Origin of the sequence: Streptomyces sp. NPDC053431 (assembly GCF_044544925.1) — a bacterium.
Classification (GTDB): domain Bacteria; phylum Actinomycetota; class Actinomycetes; order Streptomycetales; family Streptomycetaceae; genus Streptomyces.
This window is the reverse complement of the sequence record NZ_JBITXX010000007.1, coordinates 110,741-132,384: the sequence shown is the minus strand read 5'-3', so window position 1 is coordinate 132,384 and position 21,644 is coordinate 110,741. Positions and strand designations below refer to the sequence as shown.

The following is a 21,644-nucleotide window of genomic DNA, read 5'->3' as shown; positions in this document are numbered from 1 at the left end:
CTCTGTGGACCTACCCTGACCGGACCGGAAGATCAGTGGAACGGTGAAAGGAGCCGGCCATGGGTGTACCCGAGGAGCCGAGGAAGCCGGAGGAGCAGCGACTGGGACCGGTGCTCAGGCGCCGTGATCAGGTCCAGCCCGGCACCACGGACCAGCGCCTGCTCGACACCGAGGGCGACTCGGAGTGGGTGCACACCGACCCCTGGCGGGTCATGCGCATCCAGTCCGAGTTCGTGGAGGGCTTCGGCGCCCTGGCCGAACTGCCGAGCGCCATCAGCGTCTTCGGCTCGGCCCGCACCAGGCCCGACTCGCCCGAGTACGAGGCCGGTGTCCGCATCGGCCACGCGCTCGTCGAGGCCGGCTTCGCGGTGATCACGGGCGGCGGACCCGGCGCCATGGAGGCGGCCAACAAGGGCGCCCGCGAGGCCAAGGGCATCTCCGTGGGCCTCGGCATCGAGCTGCCCTTCGAGCAGGGGCTCAACCCGCACGTCGACATCGGGGTCAACTTCCGCTACTTCTTCGTCCGCAAGACGATGTTCGTGAAGTACGCGCAGGGCTTCGTCGTCCTGCCCGGCGGCCTCGGCACCCTCGACGAGCTCTTCGAGGCCCTGACCCTGGTCCAGACCCGCAAGGTCACCCGCTTCCCGATCGTCCTCTTCGGCAGCGCGTACTGGAAGGGCCTCGTGGACTGGCTCCGCGACTCGGTCGTGGCCGGCGGCAAGGCCTCCGAGCACGACCTCCTCCTCTTCCACGTGACGGACGACGTGGACGAGGCGGTCGCCCTGGTGACGAAGGAGGTCGGCCGCTAGGGACCGGCGCCGGGGGAGGGTTGTGGACCGTCGTTCCGCTCGGGGGCGGAACGGGTGGGCACAACCCACCCACCGGGCCGCGCCCGCCCGACTACGCCAGCCCCCGCCGGGCCACGGCGGGCGCCCTGTGCCCGGCGATGGACGCCACCATGTCCAGCACCTGTTTCGTCTCGGCCACCTCGTGCACCCGGTACACCTGCGCCCCCAGCCAGGCGGAGACGGCCGTGGTGGCCAACGTCCCCAGCACCCGCTCCTTGACCGGCCGGTCCAGCGTCTCGCCCACGAAGTCCTTGTTGGACAGCGAGACGAGCACCGGCCACCCGGTCTCCGTCATCTCGCCCAGCCGCCGCGTGGCCTCCAGGCTGTGCCGCGTGTTCTTCCCGAAGTCGTGTCCCGGGTCGATCATGATCCCGTCCCGCCGCACGCCCAGGGCCACCGCCCGCTCCGCGAGACCGACCGTCACGCGCAGGATGTCGGCCATCACGTCCTCGTACGCGATCCGGTGCGGCCGGGTCCGCGGATCCACGCCGCCCGCGTGGGTGCACACGAGCCCCGCTCCGTACTTCGCCGCGACCTCCGCGAGCCGCGGGTCGACCCCGCCCCACGCGTCGTTCAGCAGGTCCGCGCCGGCCTCGCACACCGCCTCGCCGACGTCCGCCCGCCAGGTGTCCACGCTGATCACCACGTCCGGATGGCGCCGCCGCACCTCGGCGACGAAGCCGACCGTGCGCCGCGCCTCCTCCTCGGCGGTCACCTCCTCGCCGGGGCCCGCCTTGACCCCGCCGATGTCGATGATCGCGGCGCCCTCGGACACGGCCTGCTCGACCCGGGCCAGCGCCGGCTCGTCGCGGAAGGTGGCCCCCTGGTCGTAGAAGGAGTCCGGGGTCCGGTTCACGATCGCCATGATCACCGGTTCGTGGGGCCCGAATTCCCGCCGTCCCAAGCGCAGCATCCCTTATGTCCTCCCTCGCGACCGGCCGCCTCCGTTGTGTGTGACCCTAACTGTCGGTGGCACGTGGCACGATCGGCACGGGACGTTTTCCAGTGACGGGGAGAGGCGCGCAGGTGTTCTGGTTTCTGCTGATCACGATGGTCGTGGTCGTCGCGGCGGTCACCTTGGCGGTGGTCGGCGGCGGCGACAGCCAGGTGCTGCCCGAGGCGGCGCCCGAGCAGCTGGTCGATCCGCTCCCCGTGACCCGCCCGGTCGGCCCCGGCGACATCGAGGCGCTGCGCCTCCCCGTCGCGGCCCGGGGCTACCGGATGGCGGACGTGGACGACGTCCTGGACCGGCTGGGCGCCGAGCTCGCCGAGCGGGACGCCCGGATCGCGGACCTGGAGGCCGCCCTGGCGGGCGGCCGGCCCCGGGACGAGGAGGAGGGCGCGTGAGCGGCGGCGGGGCGATCGCGGGGCCGGACGGCCGGCTGCGCTGCCCCTGGGGCCTGTCCACCGAGGACTACGTGGCGTACCACGACGAGGAGTGGGGCCGCCCGGTCCACGGCGACGACGCCCTGTTCGAGCGCCTCTGCCTGGAGGCCTTCCAGTCCGGCCTGTCGTGGATCACGATCCTGCGCCGCCGGGAGGGCTTCCGGAAGGCGTTCTCGGGCTTCCGGATCGCCGAGGTGGCCCTGTTCACCGACGCCGACCGGGAGCGGCTGCTCGCCGACGAGGGCATCATCCGCAACCGTGCCAAGATCGACGCCACCCTCGCGAACGCGCGGGTGCTGGCCGGCTGGGCCCCGGGCGAGCTCGACACGCTGATCTGGTCGTACGCGCCGGACCCGGCGACCCGCCCGGCCCCGGCCTCGGTCGGCGAGGTGCCGGCGGTGACGGACGAGTCGACGGCCCTGTCCAAGGCCCTCAAGAAGCGCGGCCTGCGCTTCATCGGCCCGACCACGGCGTACGCCCTGATGCAGGCGTGCGGCCTGGTCGACGACCACGTCGCCGACTGCGTGGCGCGCGGCGCCGGCCGCTGAGCCGGCGCCCGTACCCGTCCCGGTCCGCTCAGCGGCCGAGGTACTTCGGCTTCTCCTTGGCGATGAAGGCCTGCACGGCGATCGTGTGGTCCTCCGAGGCGCCCGCCTTCGTCTGGAGCTCGTCCTCCTTCTCCAGGGCCTCGGCGAGCGAGTGGTCGGCGCCGTACGCGAGGGACTCCTTCAGGGCCGCGTAGGCGACGGTCGGGCCCTCGGCCAGCTTGCGGGCGACCTTCGCGGCCTCCTCGGCGAGCGCGTCCGCCGCCACCAGCCGGTTCACGATGCCCAGCTCGTACGCCTCCTGGGCGCTGATCGAGCGGGGGAAGAGCAGCAGGTCGGCGGCCCGGCTGTGGCCGACGAGGCGCGGCAGGGTCCAGGACATGCCCGAGTCGGCGGTGAGGGCCACGCCGGCGAAGGAGGTGTTGAAGGAGGCGGTGTCCGCGACCACCCGGTAGTCCGCCGCGAGCGCGAAGCCGAAGCCCGCGCCGGCCGCGACGCCGTTCACCGCCGCGATGACCGGCTTCGCCATCCCGGTGAGGGCCCGCACGATCGGGTTGTAGTGGTCACGCACCGTGTTCATGGTGTGGTTCGTGCCGGACTCCTGGTCCTGGAGCAGCAGACCCACGTGCTCCTTCAGGTCCTGGCCCACGCAGAACGCGCGGTCGCCCGCCGCGGTGAGCAGCACGGCGCGGACCGCGGGGTCCGCGGCGGCGGCCTCGGCGGCGTCGCGCAGGGCGACCTTGGCCGCCACGTTCATCGCGTTCATGGCCTCGGGGCGGTTGATCGTGATGGTGGCGAGCCCGTCGCTCACCTCGTACAGCACCGTGTCGGCCATGGGAGTCCCTTCGCGTCTTCGCAGCGTCGACCCTGCCCGGACCTCGTCCGGGAGGACCCCCAGCATGGCGGAGATCACCCGGTCCGCACATGTGAGCTGCGTCAAAGAATCCCGGCCCGGGCGCCGACCCGCGGCGGCGAAGTATCGCAGGTGGATCGGCGAAATGTGCGGCTTTGTGAAAGCGCGTTGCGGAAGCGATGCCACCTGATGTTGGTCATCGGGTCCTGTGATGCGGGATAATGACCTGGAAGCAATCGTGTTCGATGCTGACGATGAGCTGGTTTCAGGAAGGGGAACGAGCATGGCGGCCATGAAGCCGCGGACGGGTGACGGCCCGCTCGAGGTGACCAAGGAGGGGCGGGGCATCGTCATGCGCGTTCCGCTCGAAGGCGGCGGCCGGCTCGTCGTCGAGCTGACCCCGGACGAGGCGAAGGCACTCGGCGAAGCCCTGCGGGAAGTCGTCGGCTGACCTGATCTCTCGCGTATTTCCCGCTTCTGCCCCGGTACGGTTCCCACCGCGCCGGGGCAGCGGTGTGTCCGGGCCCTATGCGCCCCTGCGCACCGCGCACAGCAGTCCGTCGCCCACCGGGAGCAGGGTGGGCAGCAGTTCCCGGCTCTCCCGTACGGTCCGCAGCAGCTCGCGTATCCGCTGCACCTCGGCCGGCTGGGCCGCCGAGTCGACCGTACGGCCGTCCGCGAAGACGCCCTCGAAGCAGACGAGACCGCCCGGTCGCAGCAGGCGCAACGATTCAGCGAGGTAGTCCAGGAGCTCCAGCCGGTCGCCGTCGCAGAAGACCAGGTCGTAGCCGCCGTCCGCGAGCCGGGGGAGCACCTCCAGCGCCCGGCCGGGGATGAACCGCGCCCGGTTGCCCGCGAAACCCGCCGCGCGGAACGCCGCCTTCGCGTGCGCCTGCCGCTCCGGCTCCATGTCCACGGTGGTCAGCACCCCGTCGGGGCGCATCCCGAGCAGCAGATAGATCCCGGACACGCCCGTGCCCGTGCCGATCTCGGCCACCGCCTTGGCGTCCGCCGTCGCGGCCAGCAGGCGCAGGGCGGCGCCGGTGCCCGGAGACACCGAGGGCAGCCCCGCCTCACGGGCCCGGTCACGGGCCCAGCGCAGCGCTTCGTCCTCGGCGACAAAGGCTTCGGCGAACGCCAAGCTCGTCTGCCGGTTGGCGGTAATGGCCCTCTCCTGTCCCCGTCTTCGACGCCGTAGTTGACGCAGGCGTCGACTGTATCCGCTGCGCGCGGGAACCCGCAGATGGGACCGCGCGTTCATAGGGGCAGGAAGCGAGGCGGATGGCCGGCCCGAGCCGGCCCCAAATTCGCGTAAAGATTCTTATCCGGAGCTAACGGGCGAGGTGGCTATGGTAGGGGCTCCACTGGACACCACCAGAGCCGACAGGGGAGGTGCGGCTGCGCCTGGAGACCGGAGAGGAGTGCTCCGTCGCCTTCTCCGTTCGGCAGGTGAGCCGAAATCCGTGACCGACACCGCTGACCGTTCCCGCATCGCCGACTCCGCACCCACCACCGCGACCTTCGCATCGGACGCGGAATCGCAGGCGTGGACTCCCCCCAGCTGGGAGGAGATCGTCAGCACGCACAGCGGCCGGGTGTACCGGCTGGCCTACCGCCTCACCGGCAACCAGCACGACGCCGAGGACCTCACCCAGGAGGTCTTCGTCCGGGTCTTCCGGTCCCTGTCGTCCTACACGCCGGGCACGTTCGAGGGCTGGCTGCACCGCATCACCACGAACCTCTTCCTGGACATGGTGCGCCGCAAGCAGCGCATCCGCTTCGACGCGCTCGCCGACGACGCCGCCGAGCGGCTGCCCAGCCGCGAGCCGTCCCCGCAGCAGGCGTTCAACGACACGCACTTCGACGCCGACGTGCAGCAGGCCCTGGACACCCTCGCGCCCGAGTTCCGCGCCGCGGTCGTCCTCTGCGACATCGAGGGCCTCTCCTACGAGGAGATCGCCGCGACCCTCGGCGTGAAGCTCGGCACCGTCCGCAGCCGCATCCACCGCGGCCGGTCCCACCTGCGCAAGGCGCTCAAGCACCGCTCGCCCGAGGCGCGCGCGGAGCGGGCCCTCGCCGCCGTCGGCTGGGAGGGCGGAACGGCGTGAGTGGCACCAGTCCGTCACCGACCCCCGCGGAGCAGGCCCTCGCGGAACAGCACCTCGGGGACCGGCTCGCCGCGCTCGTCGACGGCGAGCTCGGTCACGACGCCCGCGAGCGGGTCCTCGCGCACCTCGCGACCTGCCCCAAATGCAAGGCCGAGGCGGACGCGCAGCGCAGTCTGAAGAGCGTCTTCGCGGCCAGCGCGCCCCCGCCGCCCTCGGCGGGGCTGTTGGCGCGCCTTCAGGGGCTGCCGGGGGGACCTGACGACCAGGGGGGTCCCTTCGACGACCTCTTCCGCCGGGGAGGCGTGTCCTCCGACGGCTTCGCCACGGCGGCACCCGTCACCCCGGGCGGCGGATTCCGCATCCACGAGGTCGGCGACCGCTCCTCGGGGCGGGGCCGGCGCTTCGCCTTCGCGGCGGCCAGCGCGGTCTCGTTCGCGGCGATCGCACTGAGCGGCACCCTCCAGATGGACGCGGGCCGCGGCGGTCAGGGCACCGGGAACAACGTCACCCCGCTGCGCGCCCCGGCGACCTTCGCGTCCGGCTCGCGCCGCGAGGCCACCCAGGAGGCCGCGCCTCCGACGGTCGTCCCGGCCCGGCTCGAACTGTCCCCGTTCACCCGGCCGATGAGCCCGGCCCTGCGCCTCTCGTACGCGCCGGGCCCCGACCAGGCCGTCCCGACCGTCACCCCGGCCCCCAGTCCCTCCCCCCACTGACCGACGACCTGGTTGAATCCAGGGGCAGGGGCGCGCCGCCCGGCGACACGGGCGGCGCGGACAGGTCATCTGTTGCGGGGAGAGCATGAAGAACGGGAAGCCGACCTGGTGGAGCCGGCCGTCGAACAGCACACCACCCACGACACCCGCCGCACCCGCCGACCCGGCCGAGGACTCGGACTTCACCCTGGCCGCCCCGGCACCGGCCGCCGTGACGACCGAGCCGAATCCCGAACCCGCGATCCCGACGGCGACGGCCGCGATCCCGGCCGCATCCGCCGAGATCCCGGCCGCGCCTCCCGAGGCCGCGGCGCCGGCCCCCGACGCGATCGCGGCGCCGGCCCCGGAGCCGGCCGCCGTCTCGGCGCCCGTGCCCGCAGCACCGCCGACGGCACCGGTCGAGCCGGTGGCCTTCGTCGAACCGGCGGGCCCGGTCGAGCCGGTGGGCCCCGTTGAGCCGATGGGCCCGATCGAGTCGGCCGTCCCGGCCGTCCCGGCTGTCCCGGCCGTCCCGCCGGCGGAGTCGGGCGAGCCGGACGGGCGGGCCTTCGCGGCGGAGGCCGGCGAGCCGGTCGTCCCGGCCGCGCCGCAGCCGCTGCACGCCCCCGACCCCTACCGGACGCCGCCCTACGGCGAGCCCGGGCCGTGGGCGCCCGCGCCGCCCGTGCAGCGCCCCGTGCCCGCCGGGCCGCCGGCCCAGCTGCCCCCTCAGGTGGCCCCGGCGGCACCGTCGCCCCACCCGGCCCCGCTGACGCCCGCGTACGACCCCTGGGGCATGCCGCAGGCCCCGGCCGAGGGCAAGACGCCCAGGAAGCCGCGGCGCGGCCTCGCGCTGGTCGGCGCCCTGGCCTTCGCCCTCGTCACCGGCGTCATCGGCGGCGGCGTCGGCGCGTACGTCGAACGGCACGGCGGCATCACCACCGTCGAGCTGCCCCAGTCGGACCCCGAGGACATCGGCCGCGCCCCCGAGAGCGTCGCCGGGATCGCCGCCCGCGCCCTGCCCGGCGTCGTCACCATCCACGTCAGCGGCAGCGGCTCCTCCGGCACCGGCACCGGCTTCGTCCTCGACACCAGCGGCCACATCCTGACGAACAACCACGTCGTGGACGCGGCCGCCTCCTCCGGCGAGATCTCCGTCACCTTCTCCCACGGCGAGTCCGCCCGCGCCAAGCTCATCGGCCGCGACACCGGCTACGACCTCGCCGTCATCCAGGTGTCCGGCGTCTCCGGCCTCAAGCCGCTGCGGCTCGGCAACTCGGAGAGCGTCCGCGTCGGCGACCCCGTCGTCGCCATCGGCGCTCCCTTCGACCTCTCCAACACCGTGACCTCCGGCATCATCAGCGCCAAGGAGCGCCCGATCACCGCCGGCGGCGAGAAGGGCGACGGCAGCGACATCAGCTACGTCGACGCCCTGCAGACCGACGCCCCGATAAACCCGGGCAACTCAGGCGGGCCGCTGCTCGACTCGCAGGCCCAGGTCATCGGCATCAACAGCGCCATCCGCGCGGCCGGCAACGGCTCCGGCGGTGAGAGCGGCGGCCAGTCCGGCTCCATCGGCCTCGGCTTCGCCATCCCGATCAACCAGGGCAAGCGGGTCGCCGAGGAGCTCATCAACACCGGCAAGGCCACCCACCCCGTGATCGGCGTGAGCCTGGACATGCAGTACGGCGGCGACGGCGCCCGGGTCGGCGACAAGGGCAAGGGCGGCACCTCGTCCGTCACGCCCGGCGGCCCGGCCGACAAGGCCGGCATCCGCCCCGGCGACGTCATCACCAAGGTCGACGGCCAGCGCGTGCACAGCGGCGAGGAGCTGATCGTGAAGATCCGCGCCCACCGCCCGGGCGACCGGCTGAAGCTGAGCGTGACGCGTGACGGCAAAGAGCAGACAAAGACGTTGACCCTCGGTTCCTCGACGGGCGGCTAGCCGCCATGTGGAGGACATCACGTGGTACCCGCCGGACAGTTTCGGCGGGTACCGTGGAGCGGGCCGCCCGGGACCGGCATGAAGGAGCTACAGGGTGTTCAGCGACATAGGCGCGCTCGAGCTGGTGACGCTCGTGGTGCTCGCCGTGCTCATCTTCGGTCCCGAGAAGCTGCCGAAGGTGATCCAGGACGTCTCCCGGTTCATCCGCAAGGTCCGCGAGTTCTCCGACAGCGCGAAGCAGGACATCCGCAACGAGCTCGGCCCGGAGTTCAAGGACTTCGAGTTCGAGGACCTCAACCCCAAGACCTTCCTGCGCAAGCAGCTCGAGGGCAACGAGGACCTCAAGGAGCTCAAGGAGCTCCGCTCCACGTTCGACCTCAAGAAGGAGATGAACGAGGTCGCGGACGCGGTGCACAGCCGCGAGGGCGCGCCCGCGCCCACGGCGGTCAACGGCTCCCCCGACCTGCTGAAGAAGCAGGACAAGCCGGACGCCGGCGAGCGCCCGCCGTACGACTCGGACGCCACCTGACGACGGCCTGTCACCGCCCCACTGCGTCCTGGTGGCTATCCTCCCTCTGTTGACGCAACGAGGAGGCGGCCGGAGATGAAGACGACGAGTCGGGTGGAAGCCGACGGGTTTCTGCGCGCACCCTTCGCCTGGTACGGGCTCGACGAGGCGTTCACCGGGCCGCGCCGGCTGATGCAGATCGGCACGGCGGCGGACGGGACCGTACAGCACGGCTCGATGGGCCACGGTGACGAGCCGTCGATAAAGTCCGAGGCGGGTGGCGCGGAGAAGGAGCGTTTCGCGGTCGTCGTGACGGTCGCCGCCCACCCCGTACGCCGCTCCGGCGACGGCACGGGCGTCCTGGACGCCACGACGGTCTCCTCCGCGGCCTGGCTGGCCGGCTCGGGCCTGCTGGCCCACACCTGGCCCGCCCAGCTCGACCACGCCCTGCGGGACAACTGGCTGGACCAGCAGACCGAGACGGCCTTCGAACTCGCCGACGACCTCGACGGTCCCGCCTGGTCCACGCTCTCCCTGCCGGTCGACGGCGTGCCGGTGCCCTTCCACTACCGCGAGTCCGAGTTCGGCTGGGTACTGGCCGGGTCGGCGCCGGGGGTGCACATCGGGGCGTACGGCCGGGGGATGAGCGCGTACGGGCTGGGGTTCGCGCAGGTGAAGGACCTCGGGCTGTACGCCTGACCGCACGCACGCACGCGGAAGGGGCACCCCGGTCCCGGGGTGCCCCTTCCGCGTCTCAGAACTTGTTCTTCGGCGTGATGCCCAGGCTCATGCCCGAGAGGCCGCGCTGGCGGCCGCCGAGCTTGCCGGCGATCGTGCGGAGGGCCGCACCGGCCGGGGAGTCGGGGTCGGCCAGGACGACCGGCCTGCCCTCGTCGCCGCCCTCGCGGAGGCGGACGTCGATCGGGATGGAGCCGAGCACCGGGACGGTGGCGCCGGTGGTCTTGGTCAGGCCGTCCGCGACCCGCTGGCCGCCGCCCGTGCCGAACACGTCGACCATCTCGTCGCAGTGCGGGCACGGCATGCCCGACATGTTCTCGACGACGCCGACGATCTTCTGGTGGGTCTGCACGGCGATCGAGCCGGCCCGCTCGGCGACCTCGGCCGCCGCCTGCTGCGGCGTGGTGACGACCAGGATCTCCGCGGTCGGCACGAGCTGCGCGACGGAGATCGCGATGTCGCCGGTGCCGGGCGGCAGGTCGAGCAGCAGGACGTCCAGGTCGCCCCAGTACACGTCCGCGAGGAACTGCTGGAGCGCGCGGTGCAGCATCGGGCCGCGCCAGACGACCGGCGCGTTGCCCGGGGTGAACATGCCGATGGAGATGACCTTCACACCGTTCGCCGACGGCGGCATGATCATGTTCTCGACCTGGGTCGGACGCCCGTCCACGCCCAGCATGCGGGGCACGCTGTGGCCGTAGATGTCGGCGTCCACCACGCCGACCTTCAGGCCGTCGGCGGCCATCGCCGCCGCCAGGTTGACCGTCACCGAGGACTTGCCGACGCCGCCCTTGCCGGAGGCGACCGCGTAGACGCGGGTCAGCGAGCCGGGCTTGGCGAAGGGCACCTCACGCTCGGCGGTGGTGCCGCGCAGCGCCGCCGCCAGCTCCTTGCGCTGCTCGTCGCTCATCACGTCCAGCGAGACGTCGACGCCCGTGACGCCCTCGACCCGGGAGACGGCGTCGGTCACGCGCTGGGTGATGGTGTCGCGCATGGGGCAGCCGGAGACCGTCAGGTAGACGGTGACCGCGACCCGCCCGTCGGAACCGATCTCCACCGACTTGACCATGCCGAGCTCGGTGATCGGTTTGTTGATCTCGGGGTCGTTCACCGTCGCCAGTGCTTCGCGCACCGCGTCTTCCGTAGCCATAGAGAGATGGTACGGCGCCGACCACCGGCTCATGAAAGCCCTGTCAACGGTCGGGTACGTCACTCCCGCGGGTGCCCTCGTCCGGGAATAGATCCCGGCGCTCCCCGTCCCGGTGCTCCAGCTCCTTCACCAGGTCCTGGAGCTCCGAGCGCATCCAGTCCCGCGTGGCCACCTCGCCGAGGCCCATCCGCAGCGCCGCGACCTCCCGGGTCAGGTACTCGGTGTCGGCGATCGAGCGCTCGTTCTGCTTGCGGTCCTGCTCCAGATTGACCCGGTCGCGGTCGTCCTGCCGGTTCTGCGCGAGCAGGATCAGCGGCGCCGCGTACGAGGCCTGCAGGGACAGCATCAGCGTCAGGAAGATGAACGGGTACTTGTCGAAGCGCAGGCTCTCCGGCGCGGACACGTTCCACACCACCCAGGCGATGATGATCAGCGTCATCCAGACGAGGAACCGCCCCGTCCCCAGGAACCGCGCGATCCGCTCCGAGAGGCGTCCGAAGGCCTCGGGGTCGTACTCCGGGAGCAGCCGGGGGCGCCGCACGCGCGGCTGGTCGAGCCGGATGCGGGGCAGCGGGCGGTCCCGTTCCCGGTCCCGCTCGCGGTCCCGCTCCTGCGCGCGCTCAGCCACGGTGCACCCCCTCCTCGTGGAACTCCGTCTCGCGCCAGTCGTCCGGCAGCAGGTGGTCGAGCACGTCGTCCACCGTCACCGCGCCGAGCAGCGAACCGCTCTCGTCCACCACCGGTGCGGCGACCAGGTTGTACGCGGCGAAGTAGCTCGTCACGGCCGGCAACGGGGTGGCCGGCCCGAGCGGCGGCAGATCGCTGTCCACCAGTGCGCTGACCAGCGTGAACGGCGGGTCCCGCAGCAGCCGCTGGAAGTGCACCGTGCCCAGGTACTTGCCCGTCGGCGTCTCGTCCGGCGGGCGGCACACGTACACCTGGGCGGCGAGCGCGGGAGAGAGGTCCTGCTGACGCACCCGGGCCAGCGCGTCGGCGACCGTGGCGTCCGGGCGCAGCACGATCGGCTCGGTGGTCATCAGACCGCCCGCGGTCCGCTCCTCGTACGCCAGGAGCCGGCGCACGTCCGCCGCGTCGTCCGGCTGCATCAGGGTGAGCAGGCGCTCCTTGTCCTCCTCGGGCAGCTCCGAGAGCAGGTCGGCGGCGTCGTCCGGGTCCATCGCCTCCAGGACGTCGGCGGCCCGCTCCTCCTTCAGCTTGCCCAGGATCTCGATCTGGTCGTCCTCCGGCAGCTCCTCCAGGACGTCGGCGAGCCGGTCGTCGTCGAGAGCGGCGGCGACCTCCGCCCGGCGCTTGGGGGAGAGGTGGTGCAGCACGTTGGCGAGGTCGGCGGGGCGCAGCTTCTCGAAGGTCGCGACCAGGTTCTCGGCGCCCTGCCCGTGCTCCTCCAGGGAGAAGCCGGTGACGGCCGACCACTCGACCGTCAGCGCCTCGCCCCTGCGGCGCAGCGCGCCGCCCTTGCCGCGCCGCACGAAGACCTTGTCGATCTCCCAGTCGCGGCGGGCCGGCAGCTGCTGGATGGCCACGTCGAGGACGGTGACCTCCTCGCCGGTCTCCACCAGCGTCACCCGGCGGTCGAGGAGCTCGCCGAGGACCAGGCGTTCGGTGGGGCGCTGCTCGAAGCGGCGCATGTTGACCACGCCGGTGGTGATGACCTGGCCGGACTCGACGCCGGTGATCCGGGTCATGGGCACGAAGACGCGGCGCCGGGACAGCACCTCGACCACCATGCCGAGCAGCCGGGGCGGCCGGCGGCCGACCCGCAGCATCGCCACCAGATCGCTGACCCGTCCGACCTGGTCGCCGACCGGGTCGAAGACGGGGACCCCGGCGAGATGGGAGACGAAGATCCGGGGGGCGCCTGCCGCCATGCCACGCGCCTCCTCGATGCCGCACGATTCGGGTCGAACCGGGGTTGTCGCCCCGCTTGCCGGGTTCAGGCTAGCCCGTGCCGCTCCGTGCCGCTCCGGCAGAGCGCCCGTCCGGCTGCCTGCGGGGCCGCCACCCGGCCCGGGTACGCTGCGGTCTGCCGACCCCACCGGCACCCGGCTTCGACCGGAGCCTGTCCCCCACCGATCGAGAGGCGCCCAGGTGACCGTTCTCCGTCCGTCCTCGCGCATCCGCGGGGCCGCCCTGCCGCTGGCGCTGTGCGCCGGTCTCATGACGGCGCTGACCGCCTGTGCCTCCGACCCGGACGAGGGGACGAACGGCGTCGGCAAGCTCGACGCGACGGCCATCGAGCAGAAGGCCCAGACGGCGGCGGACGCGGCGAAGGCGGTACGCCTGTCCGGCACGCTGGTCAGCAAGGGCGGCACGTACAAGCTGAACATGCGGCTCAAGCAGGACGGCGCCTCCGGCTCGGTGACGACCAGGAACAGCACCTTCGAGCTGCTGCGGGTCGGCGAAGCGCTCTACCTGAAGGCCGACGCGGCGTTCTGGGAGCACGAGGACTCCCCGGCGGACGGGCCCTCCTCCGCCTCGTCCTCCTCGTCGGGCTCCTCCGGCTCCGGCTCGGACTCCTCGGACGCCGACGCCGGTTCCGAGGCGGCCGACAAGCTCGACGACATGTACGTGAAGGTGCCGCAGGACGACCCCTCGTACAAGCAGCTCCGCGGCTTCACCGACATGGACCTGCTGCTCGACGGGCTCATCGGACTGCACGGCGACGTCGCCAAGGGCGACTACGACAAGATCGGCGGGATCCGCACGATCAACGTCCGGGGCGGCGACGACGGCGAGGGCGGCTCCCTCGACGTCTCCCTCGAGGGCACCCCGTTCCCGGTGCGCTTCGCGCGTGGCGGCGGCGCGGGCGTGGTCCTCCTGACGGAGTGGGACAAGGACTTCCCGCTCGCGGAGCCGGCGAAGGGCCAGACCCTGGACTACGGCAAGCAGCTGCCGCGCGCCTGAGGCCGGCCCGGCGTCCGTCCGGCTCCTGACGTGCCGCACGGGCCCAGGCCGTTCCCTAACGCTTGCGGCGCTTCTTCAGGAGCAGCTTCGGCAGCCCCGCCGGGATCGGGCGGCGCGTGATGCCCGGTGACGGGAGCGGGGCGGCGGCCAGCGAGCCGTCCGGGAGGTCGGTCGTCGAGGCGCGCGGGTCGAGCCGTACGACGCGGCACTCGCGCGCCCAGCGGTCCGGCATCGCCTCGCCGTCGGGGGCGTTGAGCCGCTTGCCCTTCAGTTCGGCGACGGCCGCGTCCCATTCCTCCGTACCGGCCGGCAGCTCGCGCACCGCGGCCGTCCAGGCGACGATCCGGCCGCCCTTGTCCTTGCTGCGTACGGTGACCTCGGCGGTGCCGCCGTCCACCAGGCCCGGCAGCGGCTGCTCGCCGGGTCCGTCGCCGACGACATGGGCCGCGCCGTCGTGCCAGACGTGCCAGAGCGCCCGGGCGGCCGGGGCCTCGCCCCGGACCCAGATGAGGCCGGACTTCTTGGTGGCCTCCTCGACGAGGGCGGCCCCGAGCTGCGCGTCTGTCATGCCCGCAGCTTAGCCACCGCGGGCGCGGCCGGGCCCCAGGGCACCGGGCCTAGAGCCAGCCGTTGCGCTTGAGGGTGCGGTGGATGGCGAAGCAGATGACGGCGATGCCGCCGAGCACCATCGGGTAGCCGTACTTCCAGTGCAGCTCCGGCATGTGGTCGAAGTTCATGCCGTAGACGCCGCAGACCGCCGTCGGGACGGCGACGATGGCCGCCCACGAGGTGATCTTGCGCATGTCCTCGTTCTGGGCGACGGTGGCCTGCGCCAGGTTGGCCTGGAGGATCGAGTTGAGCAGCTCGTCGAAGCCGACGACCTGCTCCTGCACGCGGGCCAGGTGGTCGGCGACGTCCCGGAAGTACTTCTGGATGTCCGGGTCGACGAGCCGCATCGGGCGCTCGCTGAGCAGCTGCATCGGGCGCAGCAGCGGCGTGACGGCCCGCTTGAACTCCAGGACCTCGCGCTTGAGCTGGTAGATCCGGCCGGTGTCGGCGCCGCGCGTGGAGCCCTTGGCGGGCGGCGAGAAGACGTCGATCTCGATCTGGTCGATGTCGAGTTCGACGGCGTCGGCGACCGCGATGTAGCCGTCGACGACGTGGTCGGCGATGGCGTGCAGCACGGCCGAGGGGCCCTTGGCGAGGAGTTCCGGCTCGCCCTGGAGGCGGTGCCGGAGGTTGCGCAGCGAGCCCTGGCCGCCGTGCCGGACGGTGATGACGAAGTCGGGACCGGTGAAGACCATGACCTCGCCGGTCTCCACCACCTCGCTGGTGGCGGTGAGTTCGGCGTGCTCCACGTAGTGGATCGTCTTGAAGACGGTGAAGAGGGTGTCGTCGTAGCGCTCCAGCTTCGGTCGCTGGTGGGCGTGCACGGCGTCCTCGACGGCGAGCGGGTGCAGCCCGAACTCCGCGGCGATACCGGCGAATTCGGCCTCGGTCGGCTCGTGCAGGCCGATCCACGCGAAGCCGCCGCTCTCCCGCACCTGGCGCATCGCGCCGCGCGGCGTCAGGCACGCCCGGTCGTCGACCCGGCGCCCGTCGCGGTAGACGGCGCAGTCGACGACGGCGGTCGCGGCCGTGGGGTCGCGGGTGGCGTCGTAGTTGGCGTACGAGGAGACGGTGGGGGTCTTGCGCAGGGAGTGCCGCAGGGACGGACGTACGGCGGCGCGCAGGTCACGGATCATCGACATGGGCGTGCTCCTTCACGGAGAGGCCGTCGGCGAGCGTGGCACAGCCCGGAATGGGGACGGGGAGTCGCGTCGTCCACAAAGCGGGCGGCACCGGAGGATCGCGGTGACGGCGTTCGCTACAGACAGGCAAAGAGGGGTGCTCTTCCGTCGTGCGACATGCCGGGGAGGAGGGGACCGGACGCGGTCCTCAGAACACCCGAAGGAGAGACGCACCGGGCTGGGGTGCGCTGCGGCGGAAGAGCCTGCTGGTACTGCCCGATCGACTTCGATCCATCGCAGTCCCACCTCCTCCGGCCGGTCCCTGGTGAGGGATGACGTGTGACGAGCAGTCGGGAATCCCGACCAGTGGCCAAGACTATCAGCCGACAGAGGGTCAATCCCTTCCTTTGCCCGTTCCATACGCGCTTTATGCTCGCCGCATGGGAGAAATTCTTGCTCTGGTCGAGGCCCGGCTGCGCACGGCCCTCGGCGAGCCGGACGCACGGGCCGCGATCACCTTTCTCGGCACCGACCGCATCGAGGTGCTCCGCTTCGCCGACGCCGAGGCCGGCCTCGTGCGGTACGCGACCCTCGGCATGTCCGCCCAGCCGATGGCCGATCCGACCTCCGCGCTCGCCGACCCGGTGAAGGGCCCCCGGGCCGAACTGGTGCTCTCCGTACGGGCCGGGCTCGCCGACACCGACAAGGTGCTCCGCCCGCTCGCGGTGCTCGCCGCCACTCCGCAGGTGGAGGGTGTCGTCGTGGCCCCGGGCGCCTCGCTCGACGTGGGCGAAGCCCTGTGGCCCGGCGCGCCGTTCAGCTCGGTGCTGGTCGCCGGGTCCGGCGGCCTGGTGGAGGACCTGGAGCTGGACGCGCCGATGGATCCGGTGCGTTTCCTGCCGCTGCTGCCGATGACCTCCAACGAGGCGGCGTGGAAGCGGGTGCACGGGGCGCAGGCGCTGGAGGAGCGCTGGCTGGCGAACGGGACGGACCTCCGTGACCCGCTCCGCAGGTCGGTGACGCTGGACTGACGGCTCCGGCCGGCCGGTCCGGGAGCCGGCGCCCCTCGGCGGCGGGTGAACGGCTCCGGCCGGACGGGTGATCATCGGTGATCGTCCTTGACGCGGGGCCCGTGGGGTAGGACCGTTGAGCCCTATGAGGGGCGAACCCAGTTGCCCGAAGTGCGGTGGCCGGGTCAGGGCGCCCGGACTCTTTGCCGACTCCTGGCAGTGCGACGTGCACGGCTCGGTGCACCCGCTGCAGCCCGTGATCCCGCCCAGCGTCGAGGCCCTCGGTGTCGTGGTGCACCGTGCCCACGTGCCGGTGTGGATGCCGTGGCCCCTGCCGGTCGGCTGGCTGTTCACCGGGGTCGCGTACGCCGGTGACGACCGCAACGGCGGCCGTGCGACCGTCGTCGCCTGCTCGGGACCCGGGCCGCTCGGCGGCATCGGGGAGCTGCTGCTCGTCGCCGAGGAGCTCGGCGTCGGGCTCGGCGCCCGGTACGCGGGCATCGACGGTCCCGATCCCGGCACCGGCATGGCGATCGACAAGCCGCCGCAGGTCAAGGTGCTCGCCGCCGGCCGGCCGACCCCGCTCTGGCACGTCACGGGGGCGCCGCAGGACCGCGCGGTCTTCGCGGGCGAGGCGCGCGGGCTCTGGCTGTGGGCGATCGTGTGGCCCGAGCAGTCGGGCCTCCTGATGTACGACGAGCTGGTCCTCACCGACCTGCGGGACGCGGGCGCGGAGGTCGAGCTGCTGCCGTGCGGGGCGCTGACGCCGAGACTCCTGACGTAGCCGTGTCGGCCTGACGGCGGCCGTCCGTGCCACGGGCCGTCCCGTGCGGGACGGGTGTCCACCGGGGATCCGTGATGTCCGCATGACCCCACGTGTCCGGCATACGGGACCGGCGACGTCCAGGGTGTGGGACCTACGGCGTGCCCGTACGGCGGTCGGCCGGGGGGCATGCCGCGGCCGACCGCGTAAGGGGCGAGTGGTTCTCTGGATCCGTACGGATGTGTGCTCTTCGCCCGTTATGCTGGAGCGTCCCCACCGTCCGCCCCGAACCCTGGAGTCCCGCGTCGTGCGCATCGATCTGCACACCCACTCCACGGCCTCGGACGGTACGGACACCCCCGCCGAGCTGGTCCGCAACGCGGCCGCCGCCGGGCTCGACGTGGTCGCGCTGACCGACCACGACACCACCCGCGGGTACGCGGAGGCCACGGCCGCCCTGCCCGAGGGGCTCACCCTCGTCACCGGGGCCGAGCTGTCCTGCCGCCTGGACGGCGTGAGCCTGCACATGCTGGCGTACCTCTTCGACCCCCAGGAGCCCGCGCTCCTCGCCGAGCGCGAGCTGGTCCGGGACGACCGGGTGCCGCGGGCGCGCGCCATGGTCGGCAAGCTCCAGGAGCTCGGCGTCCCCGTCACCTGGGAGCAGGTCGCCCGGATCGCCGGCGACGGCTCCGTGGGCCGCCCGCACGTCGCCGAGGCCCTCGTGGAGCTGGGTGTCGTGCCGGACGTCTCCGGCGCCTTCACGCCCGACTGGCTCGCCGACGGCGGCCGGGCCTACGTCGCGAAGCACGAGCTGGACCCGATCGAGGCGATCCGCCTGGTCAGGGCCGCGGGCGGGGTCACCGTCTTCGCGCACCCGCTGGCCGTCAAGCGCGGCGAGTGCGTGCCCGAGTCCGCGATCGCCCGGCTCGCCGAGGCCGGTCTCGACGGCATCGAGGTGGACCACATGGACCACGACGAGCCGACCCGCGCGCGGCTGCGCGGGCTCGCCAAGGAGCTGGGGCTGCTGACCACGGGCTCCAGCGACTACCACGGCAGCCGCAAGACCTGCGCCCCCGGGGAGTTCATGACGGACCCCGAGATCTACGGCGAGATCACCCGCCGTGCCACGGGCGCCTTCCCGGTGCCGGGCGCCGGCGGACGCGGCTGACCGCAGACACCACCACGTTCCGCCCTGTCGGGCGCCGCGCGGCGTGACGGCCGTGCGCCCTGCCGTGGTGCACCCGTGCTCCCCTTCCGCGGGGTCCCACCCTGCCCTTCCTCCGGAACTCCCTGTTCCGGATGTTCTTGTACACCCCTTTCCCGCAAGGCCCTTCACCGTGTTCGACGTCGCCGTCTTCGGCTCGCTGTTCCTGACTCTCTTTGTGATCATGGATCCCCCCGGGATCACCCCGATCTTCCTCGCCCTCACCTCCGGCCGCGCCACGAAGGTCCAGCGCCGCATGGCCTGGCAGGCCGCCGCGGTCGCCCTCGGCGTCATCACCGTCTTCGGCATCCTGGGCCAGCAGATCCTCGACTACCTGCACGTCTCCGTCCCCGCGCTGATGATCGCGGGCGGTCTGCTCCTGCTGCTCATCGCGCTCGACCTGCTCACCGGCAAGACCGACGAGCCGAAGCAGACCAAGGACGTCAACGTCGCCCTCGTCCCCCTGGGCATGCCGCTGCTCGCCGGCCCCGGCGCCATCGTGTCGGTGATCCTCGCCGTGCAGCACGCCGACAGCGTCGCCTCGCAGGTCTCGGTGTGGACCGCCATCGTCGCCATGCACGTCGTGCTCTGGCTGACCATGCGCTACTCGCTGCTGATCATCCGGGTCATCAAGGACGGCGGCGTCGTCCTGGTGACGCGGCTGGCGGGCATGATGCTCTCCGCCATCGCCGTGCAGCAGATCATCAACGGCGTCACCCAGGTGATCCAGGCGTCCTGACACCCCCCGGACGCCACTGCGCCCCCGTACGGATTCCGTTGGAGCGGAGTCCGTACGGGGGCGCGGTGCGTGAAAGGGTGTGCCCGTTACGAGGCCGTGGTCTCTGCGGGGCGGATCCAGATGCGCTGACCGATCGAGGCGGCCTGCTGCACGATCCCGTTGACGGAGGCGGCGTCCACGACGGTCCGGTCGACGGGCGTACCGTCGATGTCGTCGAGTCGCAGGATTTCGAAGCGCATGGGCTTCTCCCTTCGTCTGAGTTGATCCTCCAGGTGGAGAACTGCGTTACGTACAGGTCCAACGGCATGCATCCTGCAAACATTCCCTACGCTAAGGAAATTTTTCGGATGACTAACTACCAGCCGGTAGGGAGGGACGAGCTGAACCGCGTCGAGGCCCGCCTGGAGCGCACCAACGAGCTCCTCCAGCGGATGCTGGCCGAGGTGGCCAAGACCCCTTCTACCCACGCCATCTTCGTCGATGCGGGTTACGTCTATGCTTCCGCCGGGTTGCTGGTCGCGGGCACCGAGGACCGGCGCAACTTCGACCTCGACGCCGAGGGCCTCATCGAGGCCTTCATCGACACCGCGCGCACGATCTTCGCCGACAGCCGGCTGCTGCGCGTCTACTGGTACGACGGCGCACGGCGCCGCATCCACACCCCCGAACAGCAGGCGGTGGCGGCGCTCCCCGACGTCAAGGTCCGGCTCGGCAACCTCAACTCCAACAACCAGCAGAAGGGCGTCGACTCCCTCATCCGCTCCGACCTGGAGTCCCTCGCGCGGCACCGCGCCATCAGCGACGCCGCCCTCGTCGGCGGCGACGAGGACCTCGTCTCCGCCGTCGAGGCCGCGCAGGGCTACGGCGCCCGCGTCCACCTGTGGGGCATCGAGGCGGCCGAGGGCGGCAACCAGGCCGAACCACTGCTCTGGGAGGTCGACAGCCAGCGCGTCTTCGACCTCGACTTCTGCCGCCCCTACGTGACCCGCAAGCCCGTCACGCTGTACGAGAACGAGGGCGAGCCGCCGCCCTCACGCGACGAGGTCCGCTTCATCGGCGCGCAGATCGCCGCGGCCTGGCTCGCCGAACGCGGCCGCGACCAGCTCGCCGAACTGCTCCCCGGCCACCCGTACCTCCCGGGGCCCATCGACCAGGACCTCCTCGTCGAGGCGGAACGCCTGCTCAGCCGGTCCTTGCGCGGCCACGCAGCGCTGCGCCGGTCCCTCAGGGACGGCTTCTGGCAGCATCTGCGGGCGCAGTACTGACCTCGGCGGCCCGACTCCAGAAAGCGGCGAGCCGAGCCGCCAGCTCCTCCGGATGCGACACGTTGGGGGAGTGGCCGGCGCCCAGCACCACCGTGTGGTGCGCACCGGTACGCACGGCCGCCGCGGCCAGATCCGGAACCGGCCACACCGTCTCCTCGTCGCCGTACGCGATGTGCAGCGGGAGCGGCAGCGCCCGCAGCTCCGCCGTGCCGTCCGGGTCCCCGAGCAGCAGCCGCCCGGCGCCCGCGAGCTGCGCGATCCGGGTCCGCATCCAGCGCCGCCGCAGAAAGGCGACGATCTCCTCCGGGTCGGTCGCCCCCGGCTCCTCGCCCCGGCTGTCCAGCCAGCGGGTCGTCCGCCACACCCGCTCCTTCGGGAGCAGCGCCAGCGCGCCGCGCAGCGCCCGCACGCGGACCCGCTGGGACCGCGCGACCCTGGTCGGGCCCGAGGACAGCAGGGTCAGCGAGAGGAAGGCGTCCGGCGCGAGCTGCGCCGCCGCGCGGGCCACCAGACCGCCGAAGGAGTGCCCGAGCAGATGCACGGGCCCGTCCCCCAGCGCCGCCGCCTGCGCCACCGCGTCCAGCGCGAGCGCCTTCCGGCGGTAGGCCGCCCGGCCGCGGGGCCCCGGCGTCTCGTGCTGGCCGCGCCCGTCGACGGCGACCGCGCGATAACCCGCCTCGGCGAGCGGGCCGAGCAGCGCGAGGAAGTCCTCCTTGCTGCCCGTGTAGCCGGGCAGCAGCAGCGCGGTCCCCCGAGGGGTGCCGGCGGGTGCGGTGTCGAGGACAGCGAAGTCGCCGCGCGCGGTGATCAGCCGGTAGGCACGGGTGCGCGGCGGCAGCTCCAGGGACCGGGGCTTGCTCATACAGCGACTGTATCCGGCACACCGACCGGGGCCACACGCGGCGCGTTCCGCCCCGGGGCGCGGAGTCTTGGCGCCGTCAGTCGGCGGGGGAGCGGTGCGTGACGTTCGGCTCAGCGGGCTCGATCGGGCGGCGGGCGACGGGCGGCCGGCGGCGGCGATGACGGACGCGGTCGGGTGCGCGCTCTCCCCTGGGCGGGGGCGGGTCGGGCCCGGCGGAGGGGGGAGTGGGGCCGAGTGCGTGACGTTCGGCTCAGCGGGCTCGATCGGGCGGCGGGCGACGGGCGACGGGCGGCCGGCGGCGGCGATGACGGACGCGGTCGGGTGCGCGCTCTCCCCTGGGCGGGGGCGGGTCGGGCCCGGCGGAGGGGGGAGT

At 72.7% G+C, this 21,644-nt stretch carries 25 protein-coding genes; 15 read left to right on the top strand and 10 right to left on the bottom strand.

Annotated features, from left to right (window positions below; translation table 11 throughout):
- Nucleotides 1-59: 59 nt before the first annotated feature.
- Entirely contained in the window at nt 60-809 is a 750-nt protein-coding gene (locus ACIGXE_RS18925; protein WP_399748745.1) for a TIGR00730 family Rossman fold protein, read from the top strand.
- Nucleotides 810-900: 91 nt separating this feature from the next.
- Here the strand turns inward: ACIGXE_RS18925 and folP are convergent, their stop codons facing one another.
- The gene (gene folP / locus ACIGXE_RS18920) at nt 901-1,761 is read right to left on the bottom strand and encodes a dihydropteroate synthase (RefSeq protein WP_399748743.1); all 861 of its coding nucleotides are present in this window, start codon (nt 1,759-1,761) and stop codon (nt 901-903) included.
- 113 nt (nt 1,762-1,874) lie between these two features.
- On the opposite strand from folP, the gene ACIGXE_RS18915 reads away from it, so the two are divergent.
- Both ACIGXE_RS18915 and ACIGXE_RS18910 read left to right on the top strand, forming a co-directional pair.
- Nucleotides 1,875-2,195: a DivIVA domain-containing protein gene (locus tag ACIGXE_RS18915; protein ID WP_399748741.1), complete on the top strand. Its 321-nt coding sequence runs from the start codon at nt 1,875-1,877 to the stop codon at nt 2,193-2,195.
- Entirely contained in the window at nt 2,192-2,782 is a 591-nt protein-coding gene (locus ACIGXE_RS18910) for a DNA-3-methyladenine glycosylase I (protein ID WP_399748739.1), read from the top strand. Before ACIGXE_RS18915 ends, ACIGXE_RS18910 begins: the two co-directional genes overlap by 4 nt.
- A gap of 28 nt (nt 2,783-2,810) precedes the next feature.
- On the opposite strand, the gene ACIGXE_RS18905 is transcribed toward ACIGXE_RS18910, so the two are convergent.
- Nucleotides 2,811-3,614 carry an enoyl-CoA hydratase/isomerase family protein gene (locus ACIGXE_RS18905; protein WP_399748737.1) on the bottom strand — a complete coding sequence of 268 codons (804 nt, stop codon included), beginning with the start codon at nt 3,612-3,614 and terminating at the stop codon, nt 2,811-2,813.
- 301 nt (nt 3,615-3,915) lie between these two features.
- Between ACIGXE_RS18905 and ACIGXE_RS18900 the strand changes: the two genes are divergently transcribed.
- Nucleotides 3,916-4,083, top strand: a complete 168-nt coding sequence (locus tag ACIGXE_RS18900) for a DUF3117 domain-containing protein (protein WP_376632111.1) — start codon at nt 3,916-3,918, stop codon at nt 4,081-4,083.
- Nucleotides 4,084-4,158: 75 nt separating this feature from the next.
- Here ACIGXE_RS18900 and ACIGXE_RS18895 read toward each other — a convergent pair whose 3' ends face one another.
- Nucleotides 4,159-4,773: an O-methyltransferase gene (locus tag ACIGXE_RS18895; RefSeq protein ID WP_393010177.1), complete on the bottom strand. Its 615-nt coding sequence runs from the start codon at nt 4,771-4,773 to the stop codon at nt 4,159-4,161.
- Nucleotides 4,774-4,981: 208 nt separating this feature from the next.
- Here ACIGXE_RS18895 and sigE point away from each other — a divergent pair, with 208 nt between their 5' ends.
- From sigE to ACIGXE_RS18870, 5 genes are all read left to right on the top strand, one after another.
- Nucleotides 4,982-5,740, top strand: a complete 759-nt coding sequence (sigE, locus tag ACIGXE_RS18890) for an RNA polymerase sigma factor SigE (RefSeq protein ID WP_399748734.1) — start codon at nt 4,982-4,984, stop codon at nt 5,738-5,740.
- Nucleotides 5,737-6,453, top strand: a complete 717-nt coding sequence (locus ACIGXE_RS18885) for an anti-sigma factor family protein (RefSeq protein ID WP_399748733.1) — start codon at nt 5,737-5,739, stop codon at nt 6,451-6,453. The genes sigE and ACIGXE_RS18885 overlap by 4 nt, the downstream gene beginning before the upstream one ends.
- Before the next feature lie 85 nt (nt 6,454-6,538).
- On the top strand, nt 6,539-8,377 hold the full coding sequence (locus ACIGXE_RS18880) for a trypsin-like peptidase domain-containing protein (protein WP_399748731.1): 1,839 nt from the start codon (nt 6,539-6,541) through the stop codon (nt 8,375-8,377).
- A gap of 94 nt (nt 8,378-8,471) precedes the next feature.
- Nucleotides 8,472-8,906 (top strand): sec-independent translocase, encoded by a 435-nt coding sequence (locus ACIGXE_RS18875; RefSeq protein WP_399748729.1) that lies wholly within the window; start codon nt 8,472-8,474, stop codon nt 8,904-8,906.
- A gap of 75 nt (nt 8,907-8,981) precedes the next feature.
- Nucleotides 8,982-9,584: a hypothetical protein gene (locus ACIGXE_RS18870; RefSeq protein ID WP_399748727.1), complete on the top strand. Its 603-nt coding sequence runs from the start codon at nt 8,982-8,984 to the stop codon at nt 9,582-9,584.
- Nucleotides 9,585-9,639: 55 nt separating this feature from the next.
- On the opposite strand, the gene ACIGXE_RS18865 is transcribed toward ACIGXE_RS18870, so the two are convergent.
- From ACIGXE_RS18865 to ACIGXE_RS18855, 3 genes are read right to left on the bottom strand one after another with little or no spacing between them, the layout of a single operon-like run.
- Complete coding sequence (locus ACIGXE_RS18865) at nt 9,640-10,773, bottom strand: Mrp/NBP35 family ATP-binding protein (RefSeq protein ID WP_399748725.1); 1,134 nt, start codon at nt 10,771-10,773, stop codon at nt 9,640-9,642.
- A 43-nt stretch (nt 10,774-10,816) separates the two neighbouring features.
- Nucleotides 10,817-11,401 carry a DUF1003 domain-containing protein gene (locus ACIGXE_RS18860; RefSeq protein ID WP_399748723.1) on the bottom strand — a complete coding sequence of 195 codons (585 nt, stop codon included), beginning with the start codon at nt 11,399-11,401 and terminating at the stop codon, nt 10,817-10,819.
- Complete coding sequence (locus ACIGXE_RS18855) at nt 11,394-12,662, bottom strand: magnesium transporter MgtE N-terminal domain-containing protein (protein ID WP_399748721.1); 1,269 nt, start codon at nt 12,660-12,662, stop codon at nt 11,394-11,396. Before ACIGXE_RS18855 ends, ACIGXE_RS18860 begins: the two co-directional genes overlap by 8 nt.
- A gap of 220 nt (nt 12,663-12,882) precedes the next feature.
- On the opposite strand from ACIGXE_RS18855, the gene ACIGXE_RS18850 reads away from it, so the two are divergent.
- Complete coding sequence (locus ACIGXE_RS18850; protein ID WP_399748719.1) at nt 12,883-13,698, top strand: hypothetical protein; 816 nt, start codon at nt 12,883-12,885, stop codon at nt 13,696-13,698.
- Nucleotides 13,699-13,753: 55 nt separating this feature from the next.
- Here the strand turns inward: ACIGXE_RS18850 and ACIGXE_RS18845 are convergent, their stop codons facing one another.
- Together ACIGXE_RS18845 and ACIGXE_RS18840 are read right to left on the bottom strand one after the other, a co-directional pair.
- Nucleotides 13,754-14,266, bottom strand: a complete 513-nt coding sequence (locus tag ACIGXE_RS18845; protein ID WP_399748718.1) for a hypothetical protein — start codon at nt 14,264-14,266, stop codon at nt 13,754-13,756.
- Nucleotides 14,267-14,315: 49 nt separating this feature from the next.
- Nucleotides 14,316-15,449, bottom strand: coding sequence for a magnesium and cobalt transport protein CorA (locus ACIGXE_RS18840; protein ID WP_399748716.1), 1,134 nt, complete (start codon nt 15,447-15,449; stop codon nt 14,316-14,318).
- Between the two features lie 419 nt (nt 15,450-15,868).
- Here ACIGXE_RS18840 and ACIGXE_RS18835 point away from each other — a divergent pair, with 419 nt between their 5' ends.
- The 4 genes from ACIGXE_RS18835 (at nt 15,869) to ACIGXE_RS18820 (ending at nt 19,144) form a co-directional block, all read left to right on the top strand.
- Nucleotides 15,869-16,459, top strand: coding sequence for a suppressor of fused domain protein (locus ACIGXE_RS18835; RefSeq protein ID WP_399748714.1), 591 nt, complete (start codon nt 15,869-15,871; stop codon nt 16,457-16,459).
- 124 nt (nt 16,460-16,583) lie between these two features.
- Nucleotides 16,584-17,222 carry a DUF6758 family protein gene (locus ACIGXE_RS18830; RefSeq protein WP_399748712.1) on the top strand — a complete coding sequence of 213 codons (639 nt, stop codon included), beginning with the start codon at nt 16,584-16,586 and terminating at the stop codon, nt 17,220-17,222.
- 286 nt (nt 17,223-17,508) lie between these two features.
- Nucleotides 17,509-18,369, top strand: a complete 861-nt coding sequence (locus tag ACIGXE_RS18825) for a PHP domain-containing protein (RefSeq protein WP_399748710.1) — start codon at nt 17,509-17,511, stop codon at nt 18,367-18,369.
- Between the two features lie 169 nt (nt 18,370-18,538).
- Nucleotides 18,539-19,144: a MarC family protein gene (locus ACIGXE_RS18820; protein ID WP_399748708.1), complete on the top strand. Its 606-nt coding sequence runs from the start codon at nt 18,539-18,541 to the stop codon at nt 19,142-19,144.
- A gap of 86 nt (nt 19,145-19,230) precedes the next feature.
- Here the strand turns inward: ACIGXE_RS18820 and ACIGXE_RS18815 are convergent, their stop codons facing one another.
- Complete coding sequence (locus ACIGXE_RS18815; RefSeq protein ID WP_399748706.1) at nt 19,231-19,383, bottom strand: hypothetical protein; 153 nt, start codon at nt 19,381-19,383, stop codon at nt 19,231-19,233.
- A gap of 108 nt (nt 19,384-19,491) precedes the next feature.
- Between ACIGXE_RS18815 and ACIGXE_RS18810 the strand changes: the two genes are divergently transcribed.
- Complete coding sequence (locus ACIGXE_RS18810) at nt 19,492-20,409, top strand: NYN domain-containing protein (protein ID WP_399748704.1); 918 nt, start codon at nt 19,492-19,494, stop codon at nt 20,407-20,409.
- Here the strand turns inward: ACIGXE_RS18810 and ACIGXE_RS18805 are convergent.
- Nucleotides 20,369-21,271, bottom strand: a complete 903-nt coding sequence (locus ACIGXE_RS18805) for an alpha/beta fold hydrolase (protein WP_399748702.1) — start codon at nt 21,269-21,271, stop codon at nt 20,369-20,371. The two genes, ACIGXE_RS18810 and ACIGXE_RS18805, sit on opposite strands and share 41 nt — an antisense overlap.
- Nucleotides 21,272-21,644: the final 373 nt, after the last annotated feature.